We start from the raw sequence: 26,021 nt of genomic DNA, 5'->3' as shown, positions 1-26,021 counted from the left end.
AGACCTCAGAGCGCGATCTCGCCCTGCGCCGCGGCCAGGGCGATGTCGGTGCGGTGCTGCGCGCCGTCGAAGTCGATCTCGGCCACCCCGGCGTACGCCGCGGCCCGCGCCAGGGAGAGGTCGGCCCCGACCGCGGTGACGGCCAGCACGCGCCCGCCGGCGGTGACGACGTCGGCGCCGTCGCGCGCCGTACCGGCGTGGACGACGTGGACCCCGTCGAGCGCCTCGGCCTCGGCGAGGCCCGAGATGACGTCGCCGCTCGACGAGGTCTCGGGGTAGCCCTTCGAGGCCAGCACCACCGCGAGCGCCGAGCCGTCCTTCCACACGGGCGGGGGCACCTCGGCGAGCGTGCCGGTCGCGGCGCCGAGCAGCAGCGGCGAGAGCGGCGAGTCGAGCAGCGCCATCAGCGGCTGGGTCTCGGGGTCGCCGAAGCGGGCGTTGAACTCGACGACCCGGGTGCCGCGCGAGGTGAGCGCGAGGCCGGCGTAGAGCAGGCCCGCGAAGGGCGTGCCGCGGCGGGCCATCTCGTCGACGGTCGGCTGCAGCACGTCGCGCAGCACCTCGTCGACCAGGCCGGCCGGCGCCCAGGGCAGCGGCGTGTAGGCGCCCATGCCGCCCGTGTTGGGGCCCTCGTCGCCGTCGAAGATGCGCTTGAAGTCCTGCGCGGGCTGCAGCGGGTAGACGGTCGCGCCGTCGGTCAGCGCGAACAGCGAGACCTCCGGGCCGTCGAGGTAGTCCTCGATCACGACGCGCTCGCAGCCGGCGGCGTGGTCGACGGCCTCCTGGCGGTCGACGGTCACCACGACGCCCTTCCCGGCGGCGAGGCCGTCGTCCTTCACCACGTACGGCGCCCCGAACGCGTCCAGCGCGGCCTCGACCTCCGCGGGCGTCGTGCACACGCGCGCCTCGGCGGTGGGCACGCCGGCGGCGGCCATGACGTCCTTCGCGAAGGCCTTCGAGCCCTCGAGCCGGGCAGCCTCCCCCGACGGGCCGAAGCAGGCGATGCCGGCCTCGCGCACCGCGTCGGCCACGCCCGCGACGAGCGGCGCCTCGGGCCCGACGACCACGAGGTCGACGGCGAGGCGCTGGGCGAGGGCGGCGACCGCGGCCGGGTCGAGCGGGTCGACCTCGTGGAGCGCGGCGACGTCGGCGATGCCCGGGTTGCCGGGGGCGGCGTGCACCTCGGCGACCCCGGGGTCGAGCGAGAGGGCACGGGCCAGGGCGTGCTCGCGGCCGCCGGTGCCGATGACCAGCGTCTTCAGGGCGCTCTGCGGAGAGGTCGTCACGGGCGCCGATCCTAACGGCGCGCGGGTACGACGCCGCTCGGCCGCTCCTCGGCGGACCGGGCCCGCGTGCTCAGGTGCGAAACGCCGCGAGCGGGGAAGGGTGGTCCGCATGCCTCGCCCCCGCGCCCTCGGTCCGCTCGCCACCGGCCTCGCCGGGGTGCTCCTGCTCGCCGGGTGCGCCTCCGTCGACGAGGACGCCGTCGACGCGATCGGCGAGCTGCCCGGCATCGACCACGCGAGGTCGAGCTGCGACCTCTCCGACTGCACCGTGAGCATCTCCACGGAGGCGGACGTGACCGCCGACGAGCTGCTCGCCGCCCTCGACGCGGCCCGGGAGACGGACGCCGACACGGTCGACGTGGGCACCGAGGGCGCGGGATCGCTCGAGGTCGACGCCGGCAGCGACCCGGACGACGAGCCCGCGGCCGTCGCGCTCGTGCTCGACACCGCTGCGGGCGCCGAGCCGCTCTCGATCGTGCTGGCGACCGGCCGCACCCGGGTCAGCACCTCGACCGTCGACGACGCGAGCCCGTGGGACCTGGGCGAGGCGCTCTGGCCCGAGGTCGAGGACTTCCCGGTGCCGACGCTGTCGGTGGGCCGTGGGACGCAGAGCACGGGTGGTGCCGCCCGGCTCGTCGCCGAGCGCGAGTTCCCCTCCGACGAGGTCGCGCTGGTCCGCGACCTGGAGGGCGACGCCTCCCTCGGGCTGACCGGCGCCGTCGTCGACGGCGACGGCGTGCTGCTGGGCGTGCCCGACGTGACCACGGCCGAGGTGCTCGAGGCGCGGCTGGCCGACGACCCCGCCGCGGACGGGCTGACGGTCGAGGTGGCCGTCACCAGCAACGTGCTGTCCTACCGCGCCGACGAGGAGGGCCCACGGGACGACGAGGGCACCGACGGCACGGACGGGACCGAGGGTCCGGCCTCCGACCCGGAGGCGGGTACCGAGGCCGACCGCCGGGCCCTGCTCACGACGCTGGAGGGCGCGCCCGGCGCCTTCGCCCGCGTGGAGGGCGCCACGGTCGTGATCGACGTCGACGACCTCGCTGCGGCCGCCGGCGTCGTCGACGTGCTCCGGGCGACCGAGCCGGAGGCCGCCGGCCGGGTGCCCCTCACCGTGACGCAGGACGGCGCCACCGTCGAGCTCGGCACCACGGGCAGCACCGCCCTCCTGCGGCTCGCGGGAGCGCTCCTCGCCGACCCGACCGTCGAGGTGCTGGAGATGGAGGCCGACGACCCCGAGGACGAGGCGGACCCGCCGTACGACGCCGAGGCCTTCGTCCGCGTCGAGCTCGCGGCGCCCGACCTCGCGACCGGCGTGCGCACGGTGGCGGCGGCCGTCGGCGGCTTCGACGGTGCCACCTCGCTCGTCGTCGGCGTGACCGCCGTCGACCCCGAGGGCCGCACGCCCGGGGTCACGCTGCGGGTCGACCGCGAGGGCGGCACGTGGGTCGCCGAGGGCGTGGGCGGCACCGACGAGCAGAACGAGCTGGGCGTCGCCGCCTGGGACGCGGTGGTGGCCGGTGCGCGGGGCTGACGCCGTACGGCGCGAACCCGGCCGCCGCCGCGGCCCCGGGCGTCTCGCCCGGGTCGCCGCGACGGTGGCCGGGGTCGTGGGCCTGGGTGGCCTGGTCTCCGGCTGCTCCGTCCCGCTGGACGGCGACGAGGTCGCCGAGGCGTTCGCCGACCTGCCCGGGGTCGACGGCCAGCGCGCCGACTGCGTGCGCAACAAGTTCGGCTGGACGTGCTCGGCCGTGGTGTGGATGGACCCGGCGTCCGACCCGGCCGACGTGGCATCCGTCGTGGAGCGGGCACGCGACCTCTCCGGCACGACGACGCTGCGCCTGTGGCTCGGCGAGCCCGACCAGCGAGCGCCGCGGCCCACCACCGCCGGGCCGCCGGTGACCGCGATCCAGGTCGCCGGGGTGAGCGCCACGGTCGCGCTGCACGGCGACGCCACCCGTCCGGAGACCGACCTGCCGCTCGCCGGGATGCTGACCTGGGCCGCCACGACGCCCGAGGTGGTCGGGCTCGCCGCCGATGCCGGGGTCGGGGCACGGATGGTCCGGGTGACGGTGCAGGAGGTCGACGACGACCCGGCCGGCAGCGTGTTCTGGTCCGTCACCGACGAGGCCGTCGCGCTCGCGGCCGACCTCGTGGTCGACGAGCGGGGCCAGCTCGTCGCGGCCGACTCGCGGCGCGTGCTCACGGTGCCCGGACGATCGGCGCTGGCGGGCGAGACCGACCTCGCCCGCACCGTCGAGGCCGCCGTCCCGCTGGGCCTCGTCAAGGTCAGCCCCGGCTACGTCGGCCTCGGGGTCACCGACCCGGCCGACCTCCCGGAGGCCACCGCGGTCGCCGAGGCGCACCCGTCGTACCCCCGGATCGGGCTGGTGCAGGTAGCCGACGTGGCCGGCGTCCAGGCCGTCACCGGCACCGACCCGGACCAGCTGGCCCGGCTCGCACCGCTCGTCGCCGAGGCCCAGGAGCTGCCCGGGGTCGAGTCGGTGCGCGGCACCAGCGCGGGCCTGGTCCTGCGGGGCGAGTCCGCCGAGGCCGCCGCAGCGGCCCTGACGCAGCTGACGGAGTCGCAGCCGGGGGCGACGGACGCCGTACGCGTCGAGCTGTCGTGGCCGGGGGCGGAGGTCCACCTCGCGCCCGGCGACCGGACGATGGTGCCGACCGCGGTCGCGATCTCGAGCGACCCGACGGTGCGGTCGCTCAACGTCCGCCCCGGGTCCGGCACCGGCGCGGAGGCCCGGGCCGGCGAGGTCCGGGTGAGCGGGCCCGACCACGTCGCCACCACCACCGCCGTGGCACGGGCCGTCGCCGCCGAGCGGCCCGGCGTGCCGCTGCGCGTGAGCATCGGCGTCGACGTGCCCGGCACGATCGCGAGCGTCCGGTTCGAGCTCAGCGCCGACCCGGGGCCCGAGATCTCCGTGGAGGGCACGGAGGACCGGGGGCTGCGCCGCGAGCTCGCCGCCGCGTGGCGGGCGGGCTGGGAGGCCTAGGCCTCCGGAGGAAGACCGTCACACGCGGGCCGCCGCGGGCGCCTCGACCTCGTCGGGCGCCGTGCCGCGGACGCGGAGCCCGAGCACGCCCGCGCCGGTGCAGGCGAGCGCGACGAGCACCATGAACGGCGCGAAGATCGTCTCCGCGCTCCAGACCGTCGCGGCCCAGCCCGCCAGCACCGTCGGCACCGCCATCGCCGAGTAGGCCAGCAGGTAGAACGCCGACATGACCTCGCCGCGGTGGGCGGCGGGCACGACCTGGCCGAGGTGGCGCAGCGACGAGCCGAACGCCAGCCCGAAGAAGAACCCGAGCACGGACGACGTCACGACCAGCACGGGCCCGTTGCCCAGCGCGACCGCACCGATGCAGGCCAGCAGGCTGACCGCCGTGCCGAGGTCGCCCGTCACCGCAGCGTGGCGGGCCGGCCACCGGGCCCCGATGAGCTGGCTGACGGCGGCCGTCGCGGCCGAGACCGCGACCACGGCGCCACCGAAGAGCAGGTTGCCCGTGCCGGCCGCGTGGGCGGCGATCGACGGGAACAGCGAGAGGAACACGCCCAGCACCGACCAGGACGCCATCACGCCGAGGGCCGAGAACCGGAAGTCGGCGGCGATGGCCCGCGGCACCCGCGGGCGCGAGACCTGCAGGCGCGCCGGACGGTCACCGGTGTGCGGCTCGGGCATCAGCAGCACGGCGAGACCGCCGAGCGCCACGAGGACGGCGAGCACGACGTACGGCGTGACCAGCGGCGCCAGGCCCAGCTGCGCGTCCACCGCGACGGCGAAGACGACGACCGCGATGCCGAGGTTGAAGGCGACGCCCGTGTGGAGCCCGGCGCGGGCCCCGGCCCCGGGGCGCAGGTCGAGCAGCGCGGCCGAGCCGGCGACGACGATCGACCCCACGCCGAGGCCGTGCAGCACGCGGGCGACCACGAGGGCGGCGACCCCGTCGGCGAGGGCGAAGACGGCGAGACCGGCCAGCACCAGCCCCACGGCGGTCAGCAGCACGGGGCGCCGCCCGAACCGGTCGGAGAGCGCACCCACGACGAGCACGGCGACGAGGGCGGCCACGGCGTACGCCGCGAAGACCACCGTCGTGGTGATCGGGGCGAAGCCCCAGTCGCTGGCGTAGATGCCGTAGAGCGGTGCGGGTGCGGCGGAGACGCCGAGACCGACGGCGGCCAGCATCAGCAGGGCCGGGTAGGCCCAGCGGGCGGGCGTGCTCATGGCGGCCTCCTGGTAGATTCGATGAGCGTCGAACTCAGCGAGAGTAGCCGATGTTCGACGCGGATCGAACCCGACGAGGAGGAGCGGCATGACGGACGGCACCACGACCGGGTCCCCCGTCGGGAGCGACGGTGGCTCGCAGGCCCTGCCCGGGCTGCCCGACGTCGCCGAGGTCGGCACCGTCCCCGTCGTGCTCGCGGCCCTGGCCGACCCGGTGCGGCTCGAGATGGTGCGCCGCATGGCCGACGCCCCCGACCGCACGGCGCGCTGCGTCGGGCTCTACGACGACATCGGCAAGTCCACCGCCAGCCACCACTTCAAGGTGCTCCGCGAGGCCGGGCTGACCGAGCGCACCTACATCGACGGCGCCCTCCACCAGCGCCTGCGGCTGGCGGAGGTGGAGCAGCGGCTGCCCGGGCTCCTCGCGTCGGTGCTCGCCGGGCTGGGCTGAACGACCCCGGACGGGGTCAGCCGTTGACGACGATCGTCTGCTCGCGGCCCGGGCCCACGCCGACGCCCCAGAACGGCGCCCCGGAGAGCTCCTCGAGCGCCTTCACGTAGGCCTGCGCGTTCTTCGGCAGCTCCTCGAAGGTGCGGCAGCCGGAGATGTCGGTCTGCCAGCCGTCAAAGTACTCGTAGACGGGCTTCGCGTGGTGGAAGTCGGTCTGCGTCATCGGCATCTCGTCGACCCGCTGGCCGTCGACCTCGTAGGCCACGCAGACCGGGATGCGCTCCCAGCTGTCGAGCACGTCGAGCTTGGTGAGGAAGAACTCGGTGAGGCCGTTGACGCGGGTGGCGTAGCGGGCGATCACCGCGTCGTACCAGCCGCAGCGACGCGTGCGACCCGTCGAGACGCCGATCTCGCCACCGATGCGCTGCAGGGCCTCGCCGTCGGCGTCGAACAGCTCGGTGGGGAACGGGCCGGAGCCGACGCGGGTCGTGTAGGCCTTGATGACGCCGACGATCCGGTCGATGCGCGTGGGCCCGATGCCGCCGCCGACGCAGACGCCACCGGCGACCGGGTTGCTGCTCGTCACGAACGGATACGTGCCGTGGTCGACGTCGAGCATGGTGGCCTGGGCGCCCTCGAAGAGCACGGTCTTGCCGTCGTCGAGCGCCTGGTTGAGCAGCAGCGAGGTGTCCGCGACCATCGGGCGCAGGCGCTCGGCGTACGCCGTCAGCTCCTCCACCACGGCGCCGACCTCGATGGCGCGGCGGTTGTAGACCTTCGCCAGCAGGTGGTTGCGCGTCTCGAGGGCGGCCTCCACCTTCTGCGTGAGGATCTTCTCGTCGAACAGGTCGGCGATGCGCACCCCGACCCGGTTGACCTTGTCGGCGTACGCCGGCCCGATGCCGCGCCCCGTCGTACCGATCTTCTTGTTGCCCAGGAAGCGCTCGGTGACCTTGTCGATCGTCGAGTGGTAGGACGCGATGACGTGCGCGTTGGCGCTCACCACGAGGTCGGCGACGTCGACGCCGCGGTCGAGCAGGAGGTCGAGCTCGCGGAAGAGCGCCTCCGGCGACACGACGACCCCGTTGCCGATGACGCACGTGGCGCCCTTCGTGATGATGCCGCTCGGGAGCAGGTGGGTGGCGAACTTCTCGCCGTCCACGACGATGGTGTGGCCGGCGTTGTGACCGCCGCTCGTGCGCACGACGTAGTCGATCTCGTCGGTCGTCGCGAGCAGGTCGGTCGCCTTGCCCTTGCCCTCGTCGCCCCACTGGGCGCCGAGAATGATGATCGCGGGCATCGCAGCCCTCTCTCGTTCGTTCGTACGGACCCTGACAGCGCCAGAGCCCCGGTCACCTCGGCAACAGCGTCACCGAGTTCACCAGGGCTCTTGCGACGTCACGCTACCAAAGCCCCGCGCGGGCGGCTGTAGTGTCACCGCGATGGACCCGCTCCTCGTGATCACGAACGCGTCCGCCGGCACCTCCGACGAGGAGACGCTCGAGCGGGCGCTCGTCGTGCTGCGCGAGCGCGCGTCGGTCGAGGTCGCGGCCACCTCGAACCCGGGCGAGCTCGACGGTGTCCTCCACCGGGCCGGCTCCCGGCGCATCGTCGTCGCGGGCGGCGACGGCTCCCTGCACGCGGTCATCACCGCCCTGCACCGCCGCCACGAGCTCGACCGCCACGTGCTCGCGCTGCTGCCGCTCGGCACCGGCAACGACTTCGCCCGCGGCACCGGCGTGCCCCTCGACATCGAGGAGGCGGCAGCCGTCGTGCTCGACGGCGAGGTCCGTCCGGTCGACCTGGTGCTCGACGAGCTCGGCGGAGTCGTCGTCAACAACGTGCACGTCGGCGCCGGCGCCCAGGCCAGCCGCCGGGGCGCCCGGTGGAAGGGCCGACTCGGCTCCGTCGGCGTCGGCAAGGCCAACCTCGGGCGGCTCGGCTACCCGATCGGTGCCGCGCTCGCCTACCTCGACCCGCCCCACGTGCGCCTCCACGTGGAGGTCGACGGCCGCACCGTCGCCGACCTCGACAACCCCGTGCTGATGGTGGCCGTCGGCAACGGCTCCAGCGTCGGCGGCGGCGCCGAGCTCACGCCCGACGCCGAGGTCGGTGACGGCAAGGTCGACGTCATGGTCTCGTTCGCGATCGGCCCGGTCGCCAAGCTGGGGTACGTCGCCGACGTCGCCCTGCGGCGCCACCAGGAGCGCGAGGACGTGCTCTACCTGCGCGCCTCCACCGTCACGGTCTCCGGCGAGGAGTTCTACTGCTCCGCCGACGGCGAGATCTCCGGGCCGGAGCGCCAGCGCTCGTGGCGCGTCGAGCCCGCCGCCTACCGGATGGTCCTGCCGCAGCGCTGACCCGGCGCGACTGCGACGCCGTACGACGCCGACCCGGCACGACTGCGAACCGGGTCGCGCCGGGGAGCGCCCGCTGCGAGGGTGGGGCCATGGCCTGCTTCGTCTCGCACACGACCATCGACTGCCACGACGCGTTCGCGCTCTCGGAGTGGTGGAAGACCGCGCTGGGGTACGTCGACCTGGACGACGACCCGAGCTCCGCCGGCGACGAGGAGTGCATGATCCGCGACCCGGGGTCGGACCACCGGCTGCTCTTCATCGAGGTGCCGGACGCCGTGCTGCCGGAGAAGCGCTTCCACCTCGACGTCCGTCCGCGGGAGCGCCCCCAGGCCGAGGAGGTCGCCTGGCTGGTCGCCCACGGGGCGTCGGTCGTCGCCGACCGGCGCGGGCAGTACGGGCCCGGCACCGGCTGGGTGACGCTGGCCGACCCCGAGGGCAACCAGCTCTGCGTGCTGCGGTCGCCGGCCGAGCTGGCCGCGGGTTCCTGATCCCGGGGGCCGGCTCCTGACCGGGCCGGCTCAGAGCCAGCCGCGCCGTACGGCCTCGACACCGGCCTGGAAGCGCGTGTCGGCGCCCAGCTCGATGAGCACGTCGGCGACGCGGCGGCGCACGGTGCGCAGGCTGATGCCCAGGGCCCGGGCGATCTGCTCGTCGCCGGCGCCGTCGGCGAGCTGGCGCAGGAGCAGGCGCCGGGAGCGTTCGCGGCCACCGGGCAGGTCGAGGCTGGGCACCGGCTCGGCCTTCTCCCAGATGCTCTCGAAGAGCTGGCCGAGCAGCAGCACGAGGCCGCGCTCGCGCACCACCAGCCGGCGCGTCGACTCGAAGCCGGGCAGGTGGGGCACGAGGGCGTGGGTGGTGGCCACGACGAAGAGCCGGGTCGGCACCTCGGGCAGCACCCGGATCTGCTCCCCCATGCGGGCCCGCTCGGCCAGCTCGTCGGCCGCCTCGTCGAGCGCCCGCACCGGGTAGAGGGCGCGGGAGCTGCGTCCGGCGGCCAGCGCCTCCCGGGTCGCCGTCATGAGGCTCGGAGGGGTCGGCCGACGCCACTGGTCCGGGCGCATCCACAGCAGCTCGCCGGTCGACTCGGTGATCCACCGCGCCATCAGGTCGGGGGGCGAACCGCCGTCCCAGCGGTGGCCCGAGAGGGGCTCGGCGTCCGGGGCGACCTCGGCCGGGGCGGCCTGCAGGTAGGGCACCGCCGTCGCGAGCCCGCGGAGCCGCTGGACGGCGTCGGCGGCGCGCTCCACCTCCACGCTCAGGAGGTGGGAGACCACCTGGACGAGCGGCGGCACCCGGAGCACGTCGTCCTCGATCACCACCGCGCCGACGGCCACGAGCGGCCGCAGGGCGGACCGCAGCTCGTCGGGGGTGCGGGCCAGGTCGCGGGCGACGAGGTCCAGGTGGTCGCCGGTGCGCACGTGGACGCGCCAGTAGAGCTCCTCGAGCTCGACGGTCATCCCGAAGTCGGCGAGGAGCGAGGTCGGGGGACGGCGGGCCATCCACCGACCCTAGGCGGGTGTGGCCGCTTCCTGCCACCGGCACGTCGTGGCCAGGTGTCCGGAAGCGGTCAGTGCAAGGATCTTCGCGGCGCTCCGTCGCACCGCGGGGGATGTGACGAGAGGCCTGTCGGGGGACGGGCCGGGGGCGTCCAGCGAGGGCGTCCGCTCCCCGGAGCGGACGCCCTCGCTCTGCTCCCGGCCGTCCTCCGGCACCCGGCGGACACCGCTCTCCCCGCCCCGGTCCAGTACCGTTGCCCGTCGGCGTGCGCCCCTCGCGGGCCCGCCGACCCGACCCACCCGGCACGACCACGGAGAGCGACGACACAGGCATGGCACGACGTAGCAACGGCCAAGCGCCGCAGGAGCCCGTCGACTGGGTGACCCGCGCCGCGGACGACGCGATCCGCCACGCCGGCGGCGACCCGCGCGACCCCGCCGTGGCCGAGACGCTGCGCGCCGCCGGCACCGTGGTCACCTGCGCCTCCGGGATCAGCCCGTCGGGGCCGATCCACCTCGGCAACCTGCGGGAGTTCCTCACCGTGCACCTCGTCGCCGAGGAGCTGCTCCGCCGCGGCGTGCCCGCCCGCCACCTCCACTCGTGGGACGACTACGACCGCTTCCGCAAGGTGCCGGCCGGCGTCGACCCGTCGTTCTCCACCCACATCGGCAAGCCGCTGTCGGCCGTGCCCGACCCGTGGGGCTGCCACGACTCGTGGGCCGAGCACTTCAAGGCCCCGCTGCGCGACGCCCTGGCCCAGCTGGGCGCCACGATGGAGGAGGTCGACCAGACCGAGCGCTACACCGCCGGCGCCTACACCGAGCAGGTGCTGCACGCGCTCGCCCGCCGCGACGCGATCGAGGACGTCCTGGCGCGCCACCGCACGAAGAAGCCCGCGCCGGAGGAGGTCTCCGAGGAGGAGGCTGCCACGCTCGCCGACTCCGTCGCCAACGAGGACGAGGCCACCCAGACCGGCGACCTCGGCCGCTTCCCCTACAAGCCGTTCTGCCGCACCTGCGGGCGCGACACGGTGACCCTGACGTCGTACGACGACGAGACCACCGACCTCGCCTACACCTGCGACAGCTGCGGCTCCTCCCACGTCACCAACGTGCGCGACGACCACGAGGGCAAGCTGGTCTGGAAGGTCGACTGGCCGATGCGCTGGTCGGTCGAGGGCGTGAACTTCGAGCCCGGCGGCGTCGACCACGCGACGCCCGGGTCGTCGTACACCGTCGGCAAGGAGATCGTGAAGCTGTTCGACGGCCGCGCGCCCTCGTTCGTCGGCTACTCCTTCGTCGGGGTCGCCGGCATGGCGAAGATGTCGTCGTCGAAGGGCGGGGTGCCGACCGCGAGCGACGCGCTGCGCGTGCTGGAGGCCCCGGTGCTGCGCTGGCTCTACGCCCGCCGGCAGCCGAAGCAGGCGTTCACGGTGGACTTCGGTCCCGAGGTCGTGCGCCTGTACGACGAGTGGGACGCCCTGGCCCGCAAGGCCGCCGACCCGGCGAAGCGCGACGCCCAGGTGCTCGCGTTCGAGCGGGCCTCGTCCACGTCGACCGCGGGCCGGCTGCCGACCCCGACGGTCGTGGTGCCGTTCCGCACGCTGTCGTCGATCGCCGACGTCACCGCGGGCAGCGCCGAGCAGATCAGCCGGCTCGTCGGCGACCTGGGGCACGAGCACGGGACCGTCGCCGACCTCGAGCCGCGCCTGACGAGGGCCATCACCTGGACGAACGAGTTCGTGCCCGCCGAGGACCGCACCACCGTGCGCGCCACCCCCGACCGCGAGCTGCTCGCCGGGCTCGGCGAGCAGGAGCGCACCTGGCTCTACCTGCTGATGGAGCACCTGCCGAGCGCCTGGGCCGACGAGAGCCCGGACCTCGACCGCGTCACCACGGTCGTGTACGGCGTGCCCAAGCTCGCCCGCGGCCTCGCCCTCGAGGACTCCCCCACCGACGAGGTGAAGGCCGACCAGAAGGCGTTCTTCAACCTGCTCTACCGCCTGCTCGTGCAGGCCGAGCGCGGCCCCCGCCTGCCCACGCTCATCGTGGCGCTGGGGCTGGGCACGGTCACGGAGCTCGTCACCGCCCCGTAGCTCGCCGAGCTGTCGGGTCTGCACGTCTCAGGCGTGCCGAGCTGTCGCGTCTGCACGGCTGGGGCGTGGCGGGTCGGCACCACTGCAACGGCGCCGCCCCCGGTGGGGACGGCGCCGTCGGCGGTGCAGGTGCGAATCAGTCGGTGAGCAGGGCGTCGTACGCCGCGGGGCTCGAGTCGCGCAGGAACTCCGAGCAGCGCTCCCACTCGTGGGTCTCGCCGATCGCGCGGGCCGACAGCGCGAGGAGGGCGAGCGCGCGGAGGAAGCCGCGGTTCGGCTCGTGGTCCCACGGCACGGGGCCGTGGCCCTTCCAGCCGTTGCGGCGCAGCTGGTCGAGGCTGCGGTGGTAGCCGACGCGGGCGTAGGCGTAGACGGTGACGTCGTCGGCGCCCGCCTGCTTCGCCTGCTCCGCGAACGCGGCCCACGCGATCGGCGAATCGGGGTGGCGGCGGACGACCGCCGCGGGCTCCGCGGTGGTCAGCTCGGCGGCGGCGGGATCCTCGGGCAGACGGGTCGGCGGCGGACCCGCCATCAGGTCGACGTGGCTCATGCCCCCAGCGTGCCACGCCGCCGCGACCGGCGACCGGGCCGGTCACCGTGCAGACGCGACAGGTCGGCACCTCTCAGGCGTGCAGACGCGACAGCTGGGCGCCGTACGACGTCGCAGACGTGCCGACTCGCGTCAGAGGCGCTCGGCGAGGAGCTCGGCGATCTGCACCGTGTTGAGGGCCGCCCCCTTGCGGAGGTTGTCGTTGCTGATGAACAGCGCGAGGCCCCGCTCGTCGGGGACGCCCGGGTCGTGGCGGATGCGACCGACGTACGACGGGTCCTTGCCGGCCGCCTGGAGCGGCGTCGGGATGTCGCTGAGCGCGACGCCCGGCGTGTTGGCGAGGATCTCCTTGGCCCGGGCGACGGTGAGGGTGCTCGAGAACTCCGCGTTGATCGCCAGCGAGTGGCCCGTGAAAACGGGGACGCGCACGCAGATGCCCGAGACCAGCAGCTCGGGCAGCCCCAGGATCTTGCGGGACTCGTTGCGGAGCTTCTTCTCCTCGTCGGTCTCGTCGAGGCCGTCGTCGACGATCGAGCCGGCGAGCGGCACGACGTTGTAGGCGATGGTGCGCTCGTACTTCACCGGGGCCGGGAACGAGACGGCCTCGCCGTCGTACGCCAGCTCGGTGGCCTTGTCACCGGCCGCGGCGACCTGGCTCGCCAGCTCCTCCACACCGGCGACACCGGAGCCGGAGACGGCCTGGTAGGTCGAGGCGATGAGGCGGACGAGGCCGGCCTCGTCGTGCAGCGGCTTGAGGACCGGCATCGCGGCCATCGTCGTGCAGTTCGGGTTGGCGATGATGCCCTTGCGGGCCTCGCCGATCGCGTCCGGGTTGACCTCGGAGACGACGAGCGGGACGTCCGCGTCCATGCGGAACGCGCTGGAGTTGTCGACGACCGTGACCCCGGCGGCGGCGAACCGCGGCGCCTGGGCGCGCGACGTGGTGGCGCCCGCGGAGAAGAGCGCGATGTCGAGACCGGTCGGGTCGGCCGTGGCCGCGTCCTCGACGGTGACCTCGCGGTCGCCGAACGGCAGCACCGTGCCGGCCGAGCGGGCGGACGCGAAGAACCGGATCTCGTCGGCCGGGAAGCCGCGCTCCAGCAGGATCTGTCGCATGGCGACACCGACCTGACCGGTCGCGCCGACGATGCCGATGCGTGCACCCACGCCGGTCACCTCCCCGTCCCGGCGTAGACCACGGCCTCGCCCTCGGTGTCGTCCAGGTCGAACGCCGTGTGCGTGGCGCGCACCGCGTCCTCGATCTGCGTGCCGTCGATGATCACCGAGATGCGGATCTCCGAGGTGGAGATCATCTCGATGTTCACGCCGGCGGCCGCGAGCGCCGCGAAGAACTTCGCGGTGATGCCCGGGTGGGAGCGCATGCCGGCGCCGATGAGCGAGACCTTGCCGATCTGGTCGTCGTACAGCAGCTTGTCGAAGCCGACGCTCTCCTGCAGGGTCGCCAGCGCGGTGATCGCGGTCTGGCCGTCCTCGCGCGGCAGCGTGAACGAGATGTCGGTGAGGCCCGTCGAGGCGGCGGAGACGTTCTGCACCACCATGTCGAGGTTCGCGCCCGTGGTCGCGAGCGTCTCGAAGATGCGCGCGGCCTCGCCGACCTTGTCGGGCACGCCGACGACGGTGATCTTGGCCTGGCTCTTGTCGTGCGCGACGCCGGAGATGATCGCGTTCTCCATGGGGGCTCCCTGCTGCTCGGGGATGATCCACGTGCCCTCCTTCTGCGAGAAGGTCGAGCGCACGTGGATGGGCATGTTGTGGCGGCGGCCGTACTCGACGCACCGCAGGTGGAGGATCTTCGCGCCGTTGGCGGCCATCTCGAGCATCTCCTCGGTGGAGACGCGGTCGAGCTTGCGGGCCGCCTTCACGATGCGCGGGTCGGCGGTGAAGACGCCGTCGACGTCGCTGTAGATCTCGCAGACCGTGGCCCCGAGGGCGGCCGCGAGGGCGACCGCCGTGGTGTCGGAGGCACCGCGACCCAAGGTGGTGACGTCCTTCGTGTCCTGGCTGACGCCCTGGAAGCCGGCGACGATCGCGATGGCACCCTCGCTGATCGCCTGCTCGAGGCGCCCCGGAGTGATGTCGATGATCTTGGCCTTGCCGTGCGCCGAGTCCGTGATGACGCCGGCCTGCGAGCCGGTGAAGGAGCGGGCCTCGTAGCCGAGCGCGCTGATCGCCATCGCCACGAGCGCCATGGAGATGCGCTCGCCGGCCGTCAGCAGCATGTCGAGCTCGCGCGGCGGCGGCATCGGCGTCACCTGCTCGGCGAGGTCGCGCAGCTCGTCGGTCGTGTCACCCATCGCGGAGACGACCACGACGACGTCGTTGCCGGCCTTCTTGGTGGCCACGATCCGCTGGGCGACGCGCTTGACGCCCTCCGCGTTCGCCAACGACGAGCCGCCGTACTTCTGCACGACAATGCCCACGACCGGTTCCCTCGCTCACCCTGTACGACGCGGCGCGCCGAGGCTTCGACGGCACCGCTCTGACCGGCGCCGATCCTACCGGCGCGGGGCGTTCGTCCGCGTGCGCGTCTCAGCCGTGCGGGCCGTCGGCCTCAGCGGGTGGTCTCGAGCATCTCGTCGGCGGCGGCGACCTGGTCGAGCTCGCCGCGGACCTCCCGGTCGAGACGGTCGTGGGCGACGATCGACTGCAGGGCCCGCAGCGCGCCCGACGCCTCGTTGCCCCAGTTGTTGACGTAGGAGAACTGCCACCACCACAGCGCCTCGTGGACCCGACCCGCGCGGAAGTGCCGCAGACCGTGGGCCAGCGCGGACGCCACCGAGGTCAGCTCGTCGGACAGCGTGGCCTCGACGAGGTCGGGCGCTCCGTCGGACGACAGCACGTAGGGGTCGAAGACCTCGGTGTAGTCGTCGACGCCGTCGAGCAGCCGGGCGAGGCGCAGGCGCATCTCGTCGAGGTCGGGGTCGGGCCCGGCGTCGGGCTCGAACTCCTCGGAGGGCAGGAAGTCGCGCTGCACGCCGAGGCGCGCCCCGGCGAGCAGCACCTGGGAGACCTCGAGCAGCAGCAGCGAGATGGCGCGACCGCCGTCGCCCTCGCGGGCGATGGCCTGGAGCGCCACGAGGAAGCTCTCGACCTGGTCAGCGATCTGTTGCGCGAAGTCCTCGGTGTCGCTGTCGAGGACGACCTCGGCGAGCGCCTCCCCGAGCAGCTCCGAGAGCGGGACACCTGCACTAGTCATCGGCGGAACGCCTCCCTGCGAACGCACGGCCCAAGGTGACCTCGTCCGCGTACTCCAGGTCACCACCTACGGGCAGTCCACTCGCAAGTCGCGTGACGCGCAACCCCAGCGGCTTGAGCATCCGCGTGAGGTAGGTCGCCGTGGCCTCGCCCTCGAGGTTCGGGTCGGTCGCGAGGATGACCTCGGTGACCGCCCCGTCGGCGAGGCGGACCATGAGCTCACGGATGTGCAGCTGCTCCGGTCCGATCCCGTCGATCGGGCTGATCGCCCCGCCGAGCACGTGGTAGCGCCCGCGGAACTCCCGCGTGCGCTCGATCGCCACGACGTCCTTGTACTCCTCCACGAGGCACAGCACCGACGGGTCGCGCCGGGGGTCGCGGCAGATGCGGCAGTGGTCCTCCGACGACACGTTGAAGCAGGTCTTGCAGAACTTCACCTTCACCGTGACCTCGACGAGGGCCTCGGCCAGCCGGCGCACGTCGGTCGGGTCGGCCGCGAGCAGGTGGAACGCGATGCGCTGCGCCCCCTTCGGACCCACGCCGGGCAGCCGACCGAGCTCGTCGATCAGGTCCTGGACGACACCTTCGTACAAGGACGCCGTCCGCTCAGAAGCCCAGGCCGCCGGGGAGGCCCGGCATGCCGCCCGGAGCCTCGCCCTGACCGCCGAGCCCACCGAGGCCGCCGGCGAGCGGGCCCAGCTTCTCGTTGGCGAGGCGGTCGGCCTGCGTGCGGGCGTCGCGGTAGGCCGCGATGACGAGGTCGCCGAGGTCGGTCAGGCTCTCCTCGTCGTTGCCGTCGAACGAGCCCGGGCGGATGCTCACCGCGGTCAGCTCGCCCGTGCCGCGCACGGTGACGGTGACACCGGAGGCGCTGCCCTCCACCGTGGCCTGCTCGAGCTCGGCCTGGGCCGCGACGAACTGCTCCTGCATCGCCTGGGCCTGCTGGAGCAGGGCGTTCATGTCGAGACCACCACCGCCGAGCGGGTTGGCGCCGGCCGGGTCGAACGGGTTCTGCGTCATCGTTGCTCCTCTGACGGGGTGCGGGACATCGGGGGTGGGGCACGGGCGGGCCGTCGGGCCCGACCGCTCAGTCGTGCTTGATCTGCTCGATCACGGTGGCGCCGAGCTCACGCTGCAGCAGCTCGGTGCCGGCGAGCTCGGGGTTCTCGTCCTCGGGATCGTCCGGCGAGACCGCCGCGTCGGGGTCGGGGTCGTCGTCGTCGACCCACGACGGGGGCTCCGCGGGCGGGGGCGCCTCGTCGTACGGCGGACGCGGCCGCGTCGACTGCGGGCGCTCCGCAGCGGGCTCCGCCGCCGGAGGGCGCACGTCGGTGCGACCGCCGGAGGAGTCGACCGCTCGCCCACCCTCGGCGGGGGCAGCGGGTGCGGGGGCCTGGGACTGCTGGGCCGGACGAGCCGGCTCGTGGCCAACCGGATCCGGACGCGCCTGCTGCGGTCGGCCTCCCCCTGCGCCGGACGCCGTGGTGCCACCGACCGAGCCGGGGTCGACGATCGCCTCGATGCGCCAGTCGACGCCGAGCACGTCGATGGCCGCCTGCCGGACGATCTCCAGGCTGCCGCCGGACTCGAACGACTGTCGGGCCCCGGCGTTGGAGAAGCCGAGGGAGAGCACACCGCCGTTGAACGCCACGACCTGCGAGTTCTGGGCGAGGTGGATCCAGGTGACGCGGCGCATCGCCTTCGTGCGCTCGACGACGTCGGGCCACAGGCGTCGTACGTCGGCCAGCGACATGCTGCTCGCCGTCGTCTCGGCGGATGCCTGCGCAGGGGGCTCGGCGGCCGCGCTCGGCTGCGGGGCCGGTGCCTCGTACGGGGCCGCGGGCTCGGCCGGCCGGTCGGCCGGCCGCTCCGTCGGGCTCCCCGTCGGGCGCTCGGGCGCAGCGGCGTCCCCGGACGCACCCGGCAGGCGCGCGGGCGTGGGCCAGCCGGACAAGTCGTCCGCAGGCCCGGTCTCCGTCGCCGTCGGAGGCGCCTCGACCGGCGGCGGCTGGGGCGCACGCTCCTGGGGCGCGGGCTCGGCCGGCGGGGCCGGACGATCGACCGCCGGCGGCGCCGCAGGCGCCTCCGCGGGCGGGGTGGAGCGCGGGGGCTCCACGGGCGACGGCGCCGGTCGCGCCGGCTCCACCACGGGCTCCGCCGGACGGGTCGCCGCCGGACGCATCGGGGTCGGGGTCACGACGACGTCGCTGGCCACGGTGAGGCCGCCCGGCATCGCCATGCGCCGCTCGAGCCGCTCGAGGCGGGCCATCACGCCGTCGCTCGTGGAGTCGGCTCCCGGCAGCAGCACCCGGGCGCAGATGAGCTCGAGGAGGAGGCGCGGCGCGGTGGCCCCGCGCATCTCGGTGAGGCCGGCGGCGACGAGGTCGGCCGCACGGCTCAGCTCGACGCCCCCGAAGCGGGCGGCCTGGGCGACCAGCCGCTCCCCCGCGTCGACCGGGACGTCGATGAGACCGGTGGCCGGCGCGTCGGGCACCGCCGCGACGATCACGAGGTCGCGGATGCGCCGCAGCAGGTCCTCCGTGAACCGGCGCGGGTCCTGCCCGGTCTCGATGACCTTGTCGACCACGCCGAACACGCCGCCGCCGTCACCGGCCGCGAACGCGTCGACGACCTCGTCGAGCAGCGAGTCGGGCGTGTAGCCGAGGAGCCCGGTGGCCAGCGCGTGCGTGACGCCCTCGGGACCGGCCCCGCCGATCAGCTGGTCGAGCACCGAGAGCGTGTCGCGCGCCGAGCCGCCGCCGGCCCGGACGACGAGGGGCACCGCGGCCGCCTCGATCGGCACGGCCTCCTTCTCGCAGAGCTCGTGCAGGTAGCTCGAGAGCAGGCGCGGCGGGATGAGGCGGAAGGGATAGTGGTGGGTGCGCGACCGGATGGTCGGCAGCACCTTCTCGGGCTCGGTGGTGGCGAAGATGAACCGCAGGTGGGGCGGCGGCTCCTCGACCAGCTTGAGCAGGGCGTTGAAGCCCTGCGTCGTCACCATGTGGGCCTCGTCGATGACGTAGACCTTGTAGCGGCTGTGGACCGGGGCGAAGAACGCCTTCTCGCGCAGGTCGCGGGCGTCGTCGACACCGCCGTGGGAGGCGGCGTCGATCTCGATGACGTCGATCGACCCGGGGCCGCCGCGGGCCAGGTCGACGCAGGAGCGGCACTCGCCGCACGGGTCGGCGATCGGCGCCTGCTCGCAGTTCAGCGCCCGGGCGAGGATGCGCGCGCTGGTGGTCTTGCCGCAGCCACGGGGGCCGGAGAAGAGGTAGGCGTGGTTCACCCGGTTGTTCGCCAGCGCAGCGCGCAGGGGCTCGGTGACGTGATCCTGGCCGATGACCTCGGCGAACGTCTCCGGGCGGTAGCGCCGGTACAAAGCGAGCGGGGACTCCACAACCAGCACCCTAACCAGGGGGTCCGACAGCCGCCGTGCGGGCGGAGCCGGGACGTGCCCCGAAGACGACAAGGCCCCCCGCGTACCCGACAGAGCTCACTTACCCTTGCTGCCTTCCGGCCCTGGGGGACTTGGGCGAGATGCCGCCACGCGGGGGGTTGCTCGGAATCATAGGGGACCGCCCGAGCGCCGACCAACCCGCATCACCCCCGGGCGGGTCCGCCCGCGGGCGCACGTCGTACCCGATTTCCCGCCGCCCGCCGGCACCCGTTAGTCTCCTCGCGGAGGATTCGCCTAGTGGCCTATGGCGCTCGCTTGGAAAGCGGGTTGGGTGTGAAAGCCCTCAGGGGTTCGAATCCCCTATCCTCCGCCACGCCGTGAGGCACCCGACGCCGGGACGGACCACTGGTCCGCTCCCGGCGTCGTCGATTTCAGGGCCCCTCGAGGGCTCAGCGGCGCTTGATCCGGCTCAGCGCCGGTCGCAGCACGGCCGCGAGCAGGACGGCCGCGCCGGCCACCAGGCCCCACCACAGGAAGTCGTCGCGCGAGTCCGCGAGCACGTCGTCGCGGGCGCGGGGCGGGGTCGCGGCGACGGACGGCCGCTGCACCTGCTCGCCGCTCACCGCCTCCCCGTTCCCGTCGAGCACGACCGTGCGGTCCAGCGCCTCGGCGGGCTGCACCGTGCCGGCCCCGCCGTACGGGTTCGTCGAGTCGGCCACGCCGCTCGCGGTCTCCACGATCTGCGCCCGGACCTGCGTGGCCGTCCAGTCCGGGTACTTCTGGAAGACCAGCGCGGCCACCCCGCTCGTCACGGCGGCCGCGTACGACGACGAGGGGGTCTCGATCAGGCAGGTGCCGCCGTTGCGGGCCACGCTGACGGCGCCGGCGCTGGGCGCCACGACGTCCGTGCCCAACGACGGCCGCGTGCCGGTCGAGGGGTCGACGCCGGTGCCGAGGGGCGGTTGGGAGGCCACCGACAGCACCCCGGGGTACGCCGCCGGGTAGGTCACCTGCTCGGCGAGCACGGGTGCCTCCGCGCCCGGCTCGAGGGGCGCGGGGCTCTCCTCGACGTTGAGGTTGGCCGCCACGACGAGCACGCCCGCGGCCTGCACCGCCTGCACCGCGGCCTCGAGCTCGGGGCTCGGGTCGACGCCGAGGGAGACGTTGACGACCCGGATACGGGCGGCCCCGCTGCCGACGTTCGTCGCGACCCAGTTGAGCCCGGCGATCACGTTCTCCGCCCGGAGCGGGACGCCCTCGCTGTCCTCCCGCTGGTCCTCCTGCTCCCGGTCGAGCACCTGCACGGAGATGATCTCCGCGTCGCGCGCGACGCCGATGGGCCGGTCGCCGTCGGGGTCCCGGCCGCCGATGAGACCGGCCACGGTCGTGCCGTGGTCGACCTCGGCGACGGGCGTCGTGCCCCCGATGTCCTGGGTCCCGACGAGGTTGACGCTCGCGCCCACGGGCACCCCCGCGTCGATGACCGCGACCCTGACCCCGGCGCCCGTCAGCCCCTCGACGCCGTCGAGGCCCAGCTGCTCGACGAGCGACGTCGTCTGCCCGGTCACGTACGCCGGCTGCTCCGCCGTCGCGTCGTCGGTGCAGAACAGGTCGCGCTGCTCGAGGGCGAGCGCCTGCCCGGGCGCCGCGGCGGCCGGGAGGACCGCGGCGCCGAGCGGGGCCACGAGCGCCAGGCCTGCCGCACCGAGCGCGCAGCGGCGCCAGGACCGTCCCGGGAGGACGGTGGTGCTCACCCGCCCGCTCCGGCCGCCGCTGCCTCGTCCTCCGGGGAGGGCCGCTCACAGCTCAGCTCCTCCTGACGGTCCGAGGAGAGCGTCTTCAGCGCCTCCTCGCGCGCCAGCACGACACCGCAGTTGAACGGGGCCATCCACGTGTCGGGCACGACCGGGGTGTCCCCCACGTCGTACCCCAGCAGGTTGATGGCGTTGCCGGCGAGCTCGTAGCGCATGCCCTGCGCGTCGACGAGGAAGGCGCTGCCGGGCGGGGTCGCGCCGAAGCCGCCGCTGCGGACGACGGCACCGCGGGCCCGCTGCACGCGCGCCTCCCGCTGGGTCGCCTCGAGACCCTCCGCGCTGGCCGTCTCGTCGGGGAAGAAGGCGAGGCCCACCCTGGCGGCCACGCCCGAGGCGCCGGTGTGGAGGACGGCGCAGACCGAGCTCTCCGAGCTCGTGGAGGCCGGGCGCTCGTCGGGCCACTCGGACGGGTAGGCGGCAGCGCCGCGGGCCAGGGTCGTCGAGGCCACGACCGGCACCTGGTCCTGCCCGGCCAGCGCGACCTGCACGTCGGCCGCGAACGGCGACAGCAGGTTGTAGCTCTCGTCCGTGAGCACGACCCGTTCGCCGTTCGGCTGCTCGACGACCATCCCGACCCGGGGTACGACGCCGCCCTCGAGCTGGACGCCCGCGGCGATCGGCTGACCCCGGCGGGTGAGGTCCTCCCCGACGTCGATGGAGTCGGGGAGCAGCGGGGGCGCGGCCGGGAAGAGGCTGAGCCAGGTCGACGGCACCTCGATCGCGGCGTCGCGGGAGAGCTGGTTGCCGATCGCACCGAGGAGCTGGTCGATCACCCCACCGTCCTCGGCACCCACCTGCATCCGGAACACCTGGGGCTGGCCCTGGGCGTCGAGCTCGCCGTACGCGAGGAGGTGGAAGAAGCCGCCCGACTGCACGAGGATCGACGACTCCAGGTCGGGCTGAGCGCCCGGCGAGTCGGCGAGGCTCAGCCGGAGCCCCTGCGAGTCGCCCGTGCAGGCGGTCCAGCCGTCGTCGACGAGCCGCGAGGCGGACGGGACGGACGTCGGCGCCCCGAGGATGCCGATGGCGTCGACGATGTCGTACTCGTCGATGTCCTCCTGGGGCACCGTCGTCGGGCTGAGCTCGTCGCCGAGGATGAGGCGGGCGGACGTGGTGTTGACGACCGGGAGGAGCACGGTGTCGCCGCCGTCCTCGTCGGGCTGCACGATGTACTGCTCGCCCGTCTCCTCGGCGATCACCATGCCCTGGCTGTCGGCCCAGCCCTCGTCGGGCCGCGGCTTGAGGAAGCCGACGACCGCGGCCGCGGCGAGCACCAGCACGGTGAGGGCGACGCCTCCGATGATGGCGCGTCCGGGGCGGCTCGGCTCGACCTCCCGCCCGCCGGGGGCGCCGCTGACGAAGGCCGTGACGAGCCGGCGACGGCTGAAGCCGTGGGCCTCGACCAGGTCGCGCTTGGTGGCCACGGCGCGTCAGCCCCCGATCAGGTCGACGACGCCGACCGCGACGACCAGCAGCGGCAGCAGGGCGACGAGCGCGAGCGTCTCGACCATGTCGCCCAGGCGTCCGCGCCGCACCGACGGCGGCTTCGGGAAGAGGCTGCCGAGCAGGATGAGACCACCGCCGGCGGCGAGCACGACGGCGGTGGCGGGGCGCCAGTCGGGCTCGCCGAGCAGCACGGTGGCCGCGACGACGAGCAGCCCGACGATCCCGGAGACGAGGCCGACCAGCACCTCGAGCCCCGTGCGGTACTGCCGCGTGCGCAGCATGACGGTGGCGCAGCAGAGGACGGCGAGGACCGTGCCGACGATGCCGAGCGAGACGGCCAGCGGGCTGATGAGCACCACCAGCGTGCCGACGGAGGCCGAGATGCCGACGAGGATCTCGTGCGCCGTGCGGGCGTCGCGGACGACGCGGGCGGCGTCGATGTCGTCGGGGTCGTTCGTGATGTCCTCGACCGTGGCGATCTGGTCGACGCGCGTGCCGGTGGCGCTGAGGGCCAGCCACGGGAAGACGCTGCCGGAGATCACGACGAAGACCATGACGCCGCTCAGCACTTCGGCCGCGCCGAGGTCGGTGACGTCGAGGACCCAGCCGCCGATCGCGAGCAGCGAGCCCACCAGGATCGGCGGGGCCAGCAGCGGTCGTCCGTCGTCGAGACCCACCACGACCGCGAGGGCCACGCCGAGCACGCCGAGACCGACGTACGCCGCCCCCATGCCCAGCAGCGGCTCGCCGTCGGCGAAGAGGTGGCCGGCCACGCCGCCGTACACCGAGGCCACGAGGCCCAGGACGACCGCGGCCTGCCGCTCCTGCTGCACGCGCGAGAGCACCACGGCGGCGGCGGCGAGCACGACCGCGACGGCCGTCGCGCCGACGGCGGCGAGCAGGCGGTCCTCCTGGAGGAGGAGGGAGGCCGCGCCGACGAGGAGCAGCATCGCGGCTGCGCCGAGCGCCGTACGACGCCCCGCGGCCGGCTCCCACGGCTTGAGCTCGCGCTCCACGACGTCCGTCATCGCCTCGACGACGTCGTCGTACACGCGCGGCGGCTCGTCGTCGACGCCCGCGGTGACGGTGAGAAGCCCGCCGTCCTCGACGCCCTGGATCGTGAGCCCGGCGTCGTGCGCCAGCTCGCGACCGTCGTGGGTGACGAGGCGGTAGCCGCCGTAGACCGTCGCGGCGTCGAGGAGCCCGACGCTGCGGGCGAGCTCGGGCACGAGCTCGGCGACCGGCACGGCGGCCGGCAGCACGAGATCGACCCGTCGTCGACCCGAGACCACGGTCACCCGGACCAGGCCCGAGGTCCCCAGCTGTGACTGGCTCATGCGTCAGTCCCCCTCTGCGCGTCCGACGGCGAACGCATGCTACCGGTGGGGCGGCCTCCGCGAGCGGCGGCCGACCCGGGTCGACGGAAACACAGAACCGCCCCGACCTCGAGGAGGTCGGGGCGGGTCCGGTGGATCAGGCCGGGAAGCGGTCGGCGCCGCGGCGGTCGGCCGCGCGGTACTCCGCGTTCGAGTTCGTCACCGAGTTGCTGGTGGCCTGGAGGAGCTCGATCATGCGCGTCATCTCCTGGTCCCAGATCGCCTTGGCGCGGACGTAGGCCTCCTGCGCGTTACCGCTCCACTCCGAGCGGAGGGGCGCGAGCTCCTGCTCGAGGCGGTCGAGGCGCGCCTCGATCTGGCGAGCTGCGGCGACGAGGTCCTGCGCCGTCGCCTCGAGGGTGCCGTGGTCAACTGTCAGGCCGCTGCCGTCACTCATCGTCATCTCCTGTGTTCTGTCGGGTTCGGGGTCAGCCGTCGAGGCGGCTGAGGTGGCTGGTGAACGTGTCGGACTGACCGGAGTCGGTCGACGTCGTGTCGCGGTCGGTGTCGGTCAGCGACCGCTCGAAGTTCTCCAGCGCGTTGGTGATCGTGCGCTGCTTCTCGCCCCACTGGACGATGAGCGTCTGGAACGCCGCGCCACCCTGGCCCTGCCAGCGGTTGGCCATGCCCTGGATCTGCGAGGCGAGGGCGTTCGACTTCTGGTTGAAGTCGGCCTTGGCCTCGATGACCATCTGACCGGCGCTGATGAGTGTGCCTTCACCCATCTTCATGTTCTCGGACATGCCGTCTCCTTCGTTGTCCCGAGGCGACGAACGGCCGCCCGAGTGTCGTGTTCGTGGTGGTGTCTCACTGCCCGGGGGACGTCCCGATCTCCCGGACTGGCAGGTGTGTACCCCCGGGGCTTCACCCCATAAACACGTCAGCTCACGATTTCCCAGATCCTGCGGAAAAGGCCGACGGTGACGACGAAGGCGGGAATGGCGAGCGCGCCGGTGAGCGACTCCGCGATCTCGGCGCGGCGCGACCACCACACGGAGCGCCAGCCGCGGCCCGTGGCGACGGCCGCCGCGACGACCACCAGGCCGAGGCCGACGCTCACCAGCGCGACCCGGCCCGACCACCCGTGCTCGACCACGAGGACGACGAGGACGCACGCCAGGCACCACAGTCCCGCGGCCCGCAGCAGGAGCCGGGCGGCGGCGTGGCGGTAGCTGCGCGCGACGAGCAGCTGGGTCGCGCCGATGCACGCGACGAGGAGCGGGGCGCCGATCTCGTCGAGCGCGAGGCGCGTGGTGCGCAGCACCATGGGGGCGGAGACGAGCGTGACGACGAGGACCGCGGCGCAGGCCGCGGTGACGATGCGCGAGCCACGCTCGACCACCCGGGCCACGGCGGGCCGGCGGATCACCGTGCGGGAGCGGCGGCTCGCCGTACGGTCGCGGGCCGACCACGCGGTGACGGCGAGGCGCTCGAGGTCGACCAGCGCCTGGTCGGGCACGTCGACGGCGATCCCCGGCACGAAGCGGCCGGCGAACATCGCGAGCAGGAGCAGGGTCGCCCAGACGATGCGCTCGGGGGCGCCGAGCACGGCCGCGACACCGGCGACGACGAAGACCGCCAGGCCCGCGACGATCCAGACGCGGAGGACCTCGTCCTCCTCGTCGGTGAGCGCCCGACCGACGGCTGCGACGACGGCGCCGCCCAGGAGGGTCACACCGAGCACCATCGGCAGGCGGGCCGACGCCGGGTCCCACACCAGGACGAGCGCGGCCGCGGCACCGAAGACCGGGGCCGTGACCACCCGCTGGCGCGCGAGGCGCCCCACGGGCAGGACCGCGAGGAACGCGGCGGCGAGCAGGATCGAGACGACCAGCCGTTCGTCGACGTCGCCCGCGAGGGCGGCGAAGACCCCGGCGAGGAGGCCCGCCACGCCGGCGATGCCGAGCACCATCCCGGTGAGCGGCCCCGGCAGGGCGCGACCCTCAGCGGTCGTCGTCTCCCCGCGGCGGGCGGGCTGCGGCTCGGGGGTGTCGGCGTACGTCGCGACGAGCACCACGCCGGAGCGCATCCCGAGGTCGCCGAGCGCGACGCCGGCGGGCAGCGCCGTACCGCGCTGGTCGTGCAGGCGGGGCAGGGCGGTGGCCCCGACCTGCTTGGCGTACTCGCGGGAGACGTCCAGGGCGGAGGCACCGTCGGGGACCAGGAGGTCGAGGACGCCTGCGTCCCCGTGGACGCTCAGCGCGATGTTCTCCCCCGCCGCCGAGCCGGTCACGGCCTCGGTCATCGACTCGCCCCCTCGTCGTACCCGTCGGACCACCCGCGTGCGGCAGGCAC

General features: G+C 74.3%; 23 protein-coding genes, 1 tRNA gene and 1 other RNA gene. 7 read left to right on the top strand and 18 right to left on the bottom strand.

What is annotated here, in order from left to right:
• Window positions 1–5: 5 nt before the first annotated feature.
• Complete coding sequence (gene purD / locus K329_RS0121595) at window positions 6–1,262, bottom strand: phosphoribosylamine--glycine ligase (protein WP_028474660.1); 1,257 nt, start codon at window positions 1,260–1,262, stop codon at window positions 6–8.
• A gap of 133 nt (window positions 1,263–1,395) precedes the next feature.
• Here purD and K329_RS0121590 point away from each other — a divergent pair, with 133 nt between their 5' ends.
• Both K329_RS0121590 and K329_RS0121585 read left to right on the top strand, forming a co-directional pair.
• Window positions 1,396–2,823 carry a hypothetical protein gene (locus K329_RS0121590; protein ID WP_157571867.1) on the top strand — a complete coding sequence of 476 codons (1,428 nt, stop codon included), beginning with the start codon at window positions 1,396–1,398 and terminating at the stop codon, window positions 2,821–2,823.
• On the top strand, window positions 2,810–4,297 hold the full coding sequence (locus K329_RS0121585) for a hypothetical protein (RefSeq protein ID WP_028474658.1): 1,488 nt from the start codon (window positions 2,810–2,812) through the stop codon (window positions 4,295–4,297). Before K329_RS0121590 ends, K329_RS0121585 begins: the two co-directional genes overlap by 14 nt.
• 18 nt (window positions 4,298–4,315) lie before the next feature.
• On the opposite strand, the gene K329_RS28695 is transcribed toward K329_RS0121585, so the two are convergent.
• Window positions 4,316–5,524, bottom strand: a complete 1,209-nt coding sequence (locus K329_RS28695) for an MFS transporter (protein ID WP_052337208.1) — start codon at window positions 5,522–5,524, stop codon at window positions 4,316–4,318.
• A gap of 88 nt (window positions 5,525–5,612) precedes the next feature.
• Between K329_RS28695 and K329_RS0121575 the strand changes: the two genes are divergently transcribed.
• Window positions 5,613–5,975, top strand: coding sequence for an ArsR/SmtB family transcription factor (locus K329_RS0121575; protein ID WP_084541500.1), 363 nt, complete (start codon window positions 5,613–5,615; stop codon window positions 5,973–5,975).
• Window positions 5,976–5,991: 16 nt separating this feature from the next.
• Here the strand turns inward: K329_RS0121575 and K329_RS0121570 are convergent, their stop codons facing one another.
• Entirely contained in the window at window positions 5,992–7,275 is a 1,284-nt protein-coding gene (locus K329_RS0121570; protein WP_028474656.1) for an adenylosuccinate synthase, read from the bottom strand.
• Between the two features lie 142 nt (window positions 7,276–7,417).
• Here K329_RS0121570 and K329_RS0121565 point away from each other — a divergent pair, with 142 nt between their 5' ends.
• Entirely contained in the window at window positions 7,418–8,335 is a 918-nt protein-coding gene (locus tag K329_RS0121565) for a diacylglycerol/lipid kinase family protein (protein ID WP_028474655.1), read from the top strand.
• An 89-nt stretch (window positions 8,336–8,424) separates the two neighbouring features.
• The gene (locus K329_RS0121560) at window positions 8,425–8,823 is read left to right on the top strand and encodes a VOC family protein (protein ID WP_028474654.1); all 399 of its coding nucleotides are present in this window, start codon (window positions 8,425–8,427) and stop codon (window positions 8,821–8,823) included.
• Between the two features lie 30 nt (window positions 8,824–8,853).
• Here K329_RS0121560 and K329_RS0121555 read toward each other — a convergent pair whose 3' ends face one another.
• Window positions 8,854–9,834 (bottom strand): helix-turn-helix domain-containing protein, encoded by a 981-nt coding sequence (locus K329_RS0121555; RefSeq protein ID WP_028474653.1) that lies wholly within the window; start codon window positions 9,832–9,834, stop codon window positions 8,854–8,856.
• A 329-nt stretch (window positions 9,835–10,163) separates the two neighbouring features.
• Between K329_RS0121555 and lysS the strand changes: the two genes are divergently transcribed.
• The gene (gene lysS / locus K329_RS0121550; protein ID WP_028474652.1) at window positions 10,164–11,927 is read left to right on the top strand and encodes a lysine--tRNA ligase; all 1,764 of its coding nucleotides are present in this window, start codon (window positions 10,164–10,166) and stop codon (window positions 11,925–11,927) included.
• Window positions 11,928–12,063: 136 nt separating this feature from the next.
• On the opposite strand, the gene K329_RS0121545 is transcribed toward lysS, so the two are convergent.
• From K329_RS0121545 to ffs, 8 genes are all read right to left on the bottom strand, one after another.
• A complete protein-coding gene (locus K329_RS0121545; RefSeq protein WP_028474651.1) occupies window positions 12,064–12,477 on the bottom strand; it encodes a DUF3151 domain-containing protein in 414 nt (137 codons plus the stop codon).
• 132 nt (window positions 12,478–12,609) lie between these two features.
• Window positions 12,610–13,593 carry an aspartate-semialdehyde dehydrogenase gene (locus K329_RS0121540; protein WP_052337331.1) on the bottom strand — a complete coding sequence of 328 codons (984 nt, stop codon included), beginning with the start codon at window positions 13,591–13,593 and terminating at the stop codon, window positions 12,610–12,612.
• A gap of 56 nt (window positions 13,594–13,649) precedes the next feature.
• Complete coding sequence (locus K329_RS0121535) at window positions 13,650–14,918, bottom strand: aspartate kinase (RefSeq protein ID WP_028474649.1); 1,269 nt, start codon at window positions 14,916–14,918, stop codon at window positions 13,650–13,652.
• Window positions 14,919–15,049: 131 nt separating this feature from the next.
• Window positions 15,050–15,694, bottom strand: coding sequence for a DUF5063 domain-containing protein (locus K329_RS0121530; RefSeq protein WP_052337207.1), 645 nt, complete (start codon window positions 15,692–15,694; stop codon window positions 15,050–15,052).
• On the bottom strand, window positions 15,687–16,286 hold the full coding sequence (recR, locus tag K329_RS0121525) for a recombination mediator RecR (protein WP_028474647.1): 600 nt from the start codon (window positions 16,284–16,286) through the stop codon (window positions 15,687–15,689). The genes K329_RS0121530 and recR overlap by 8 nt, the downstream gene beginning before the upstream one ends.
• A gap of 13 nt (window positions 16,287–16,299) precedes the next feature.
• Entirely contained in the window at window positions 16,300–16,713 is a 414-nt protein-coding gene (locus K329_RS0121520; RefSeq protein WP_028474646.1) for a YbaB/EbfC family nucleoid-associated protein, read from the bottom strand.
• A gap of 67 nt (window positions 16,714–16,780) precedes the next feature.
• Window positions 16,781–19,090, bottom strand: coding sequence for a DNA polymerase III subunit gamma and tau (locus K329_RS0121515; protein WP_028474645.1), 2,310 nt, complete (start codon window positions 19,088–19,090; stop codon window positions 16,781–16,783).
• A gap of 68 nt (window positions 19,091–19,158) precedes the next feature.
• An RNA gene (gene ffs / locus K329_RS30530) (signal recognition particle sRNA small type) lies at window positions 19,159–19,251 on the bottom strand.
• Window positions 19,252–19,373: 122 nt separating this feature from the next.
• Between ffs and K329_RS0121510 the strand changes: the two genes are divergently transcribed.
• Window positions 19,374–19,463: transfer RNA gene (locus tag K329_RS0121510), tRNA-Ser, on the top strand.
• Between the two features lie 76 nt (window positions 19,464–19,539).
• Here K329_RS0121510 and K329_RS0121505 read toward each other — a convergent pair.
• The 6 genes from K329_RS0121505 to K329_RS0121480 all read right to left on the bottom strand — a co-directional run bounded on the left by K329_RS0121505 (window position 19,540) and on the right by K329_RS0121480 (window position 25,971).
• Complete coding sequence (locus tag K329_RS0121505; protein WP_028474644.1) at window positions 19,540–20,844, bottom strand: S8 family serine peptidase; 1,305 nt, start codon at window positions 20,842–20,844, stop codon at window positions 19,540–19,542.
• Complete coding sequence (locus K329_RS0121500) at window positions 20,841–22,328, bottom strand: type VII secretion protein EccB (RefSeq protein WP_028474643.1); 1,488 nt, start codon at window positions 22,326–22,328, stop codon at window positions 20,841–20,843. Before K329_RS0121500 ends, K329_RS0121505 begins: the two co-directional genes overlap by 4 nt.
• Window positions 22,329–22,334: 6 nt before the next feature.
• Entirely contained in the window at window positions 22,335–23,687 is a 1,353-nt protein-coding gene (eccD, locus tag K329_RS0121495) for a type VII secretion integral membrane protein EccD (RefSeq protein WP_028474642.1), read from the bottom strand.
• Window positions 23,688–23,823: 136 nt separating this feature from the next.
• Window positions 23,824–24,123 (bottom strand): WXG100 family type VII secretion target, encoded by a 300-nt coding sequence (locus K329_RS0121490; RefSeq protein WP_028474641.1) that lies wholly within the window; start codon window positions 24,121–24,123, stop codon window positions 23,824–23,826.
• Window positions 24,124–24,154: 31 nt separating this feature from the next.
• Window positions 24,155–24,469: a WXG100 family type VII secretion target gene (locus K329_RS0121485; protein ID WP_028474640.1), complete on the bottom strand. Its 315-nt coding sequence runs from the start codon at window positions 24,467–24,469 to the stop codon at window positions 24,155–24,157.
• A gap of 137 nt (window positions 24,470–24,606) precedes the next feature.
• A complete protein-coding gene (locus tag K329_RS0121480; protein WP_028474639.1) occupies window positions 24,607–25,971 on the bottom strand; it encodes a hypothetical protein in 1,365 nt (454 codons plus the stop codon).
• Between the last annotated feature and the right edge of the window lie 50 nt (window positions 25,972–26,021).

It is taken from the genome of Nocardioides alkalitolerans DSM 16699, from assembly GCF_000426525.1.
Classification (GTDB): Bacteria; Actinomycetota; Actinomycetes; order Propionibacteriales; family Nocardioidaceae; genus Nocardioides; species Nocardioides alkalitolerans.
Note: the sequence above shows the minus strand (reverse complement) of the source record. Positions and strands in the feature narration are given on the sequence as shown.

Excerpts from the sequence above, each read along its gene's own strand:
- K329_RS0121590 (WP_157571867.1), top strand. The coding sequence starts at position 1,396 with ATGCCTCGCCCCCGCGCCCTCGGTCCGCTCGCCACCGGCCTCGCCGGG.
- K329_RS28695 (WP_052337208.1), bottom strand. The coding sequence starts at position 5,524 with ATGAGCACGCCCGCCCGCTGGGCCTACCCGGCCCTGCTGATGCTGGCC.
- K329_RS0121575 (WP_084541500.1), top strand. The coding sequence starts at position 5,613 with ATGACGGACGGCACCACGACCGGGTCCCCCGTCGGGAGCGACGGTGGC.
- K329_RS0121570 (WP_028474656.1), bottom strand. The coding sequence starts at position 7,275 with ATGCCCGCGATCATCATTCTCGGCGCCCAGTGGGGCGACGAGGGCAAG.
- K329_RS0121565 (WP_028474655.1), top strand. The coding sequence starts at position 7,418 with ATGGACCCGCTCCTCGTGATCACGAACGCGTCCGCCGGCACCTCCGAC.
- K329_RS0121560 (WP_028474654.1), top strand. The coding sequence starts at position 8,425 with ATGGCCTGCTTCGTCTCGCACACGACCATCGACTGCCACGACGCGTTC.
- K329_RS0121555 (WP_028474653.1), bottom strand. The coding sequence starts at position 9,834 with ATGGCCCGCCGTCCCCCGACCTCGCTCCTCGCCGACTTCGGGATGACC.
- lysS (WP_028474652.1), top strand. The coding sequence starts at position 10,164 with ATGGCACGACGTAGCAACGGCCAAGCGCCGCAGGAGCCCGTCGACTGG.
- K329_RS0121545 (WP_028474651.1), bottom strand. The coding sequence starts at position 12,477 with ATGAGCCACGTCGACCTGATGGCGGGTCCGCCGCCGACCCGTCTGCCC.
- K329_RS0121540 (WP_052337331.1), bottom strand. The coding sequence starts at position 13,593 with ATGCGACAGATCCTGCTGGAGCGCGGCTTCCCGGCCGACGAGATCCGG.
- K329_RS0121530 (WP_052337207.1), bottom strand. The coding sequence starts at position 15,694 with ATGACTAGTGCAGGTGTCCCGCTCTCGGAGCTGCTCGGGGAGGCGCTC.
- K329_RS0121520 (WP_028474646.1), bottom strand. The coding sequence starts at position 16,713 with ATGACGCAGAACCCGTTCGACCCGGCCGGCGCCAACCCGCTCGGCGGT.
- eccD (WP_028474642.1), bottom strand. The coding sequence starts at position 23,687 with ATGAGCCAGTCACAGCTGGGGACCTCGGGCCTGGTCCGGGTGACCGTG.
- K329_RS0121490 (WP_028474641.1), bottom strand. The coding sequence starts at position 24,123 with ATGAGTGACGGCAGCGGCCTGACAGTTGACCACGGCACCCTCGAGGCG.
- K329_RS0121485 (WP_028474640.1), bottom strand. The coding sequence starts at position 24,469 with ATGTCCGAGAACATGAAGATGGGTGAAGGCACACTCATCAGCGCCGGT.
- K329_RS0121480 (WP_028474639.1), bottom strand. The coding sequence starts at position 25,971 with ATGACCGAGGCCGTGACCGGCTCGGCGGCGGGGGAGAACATCGCGCTG.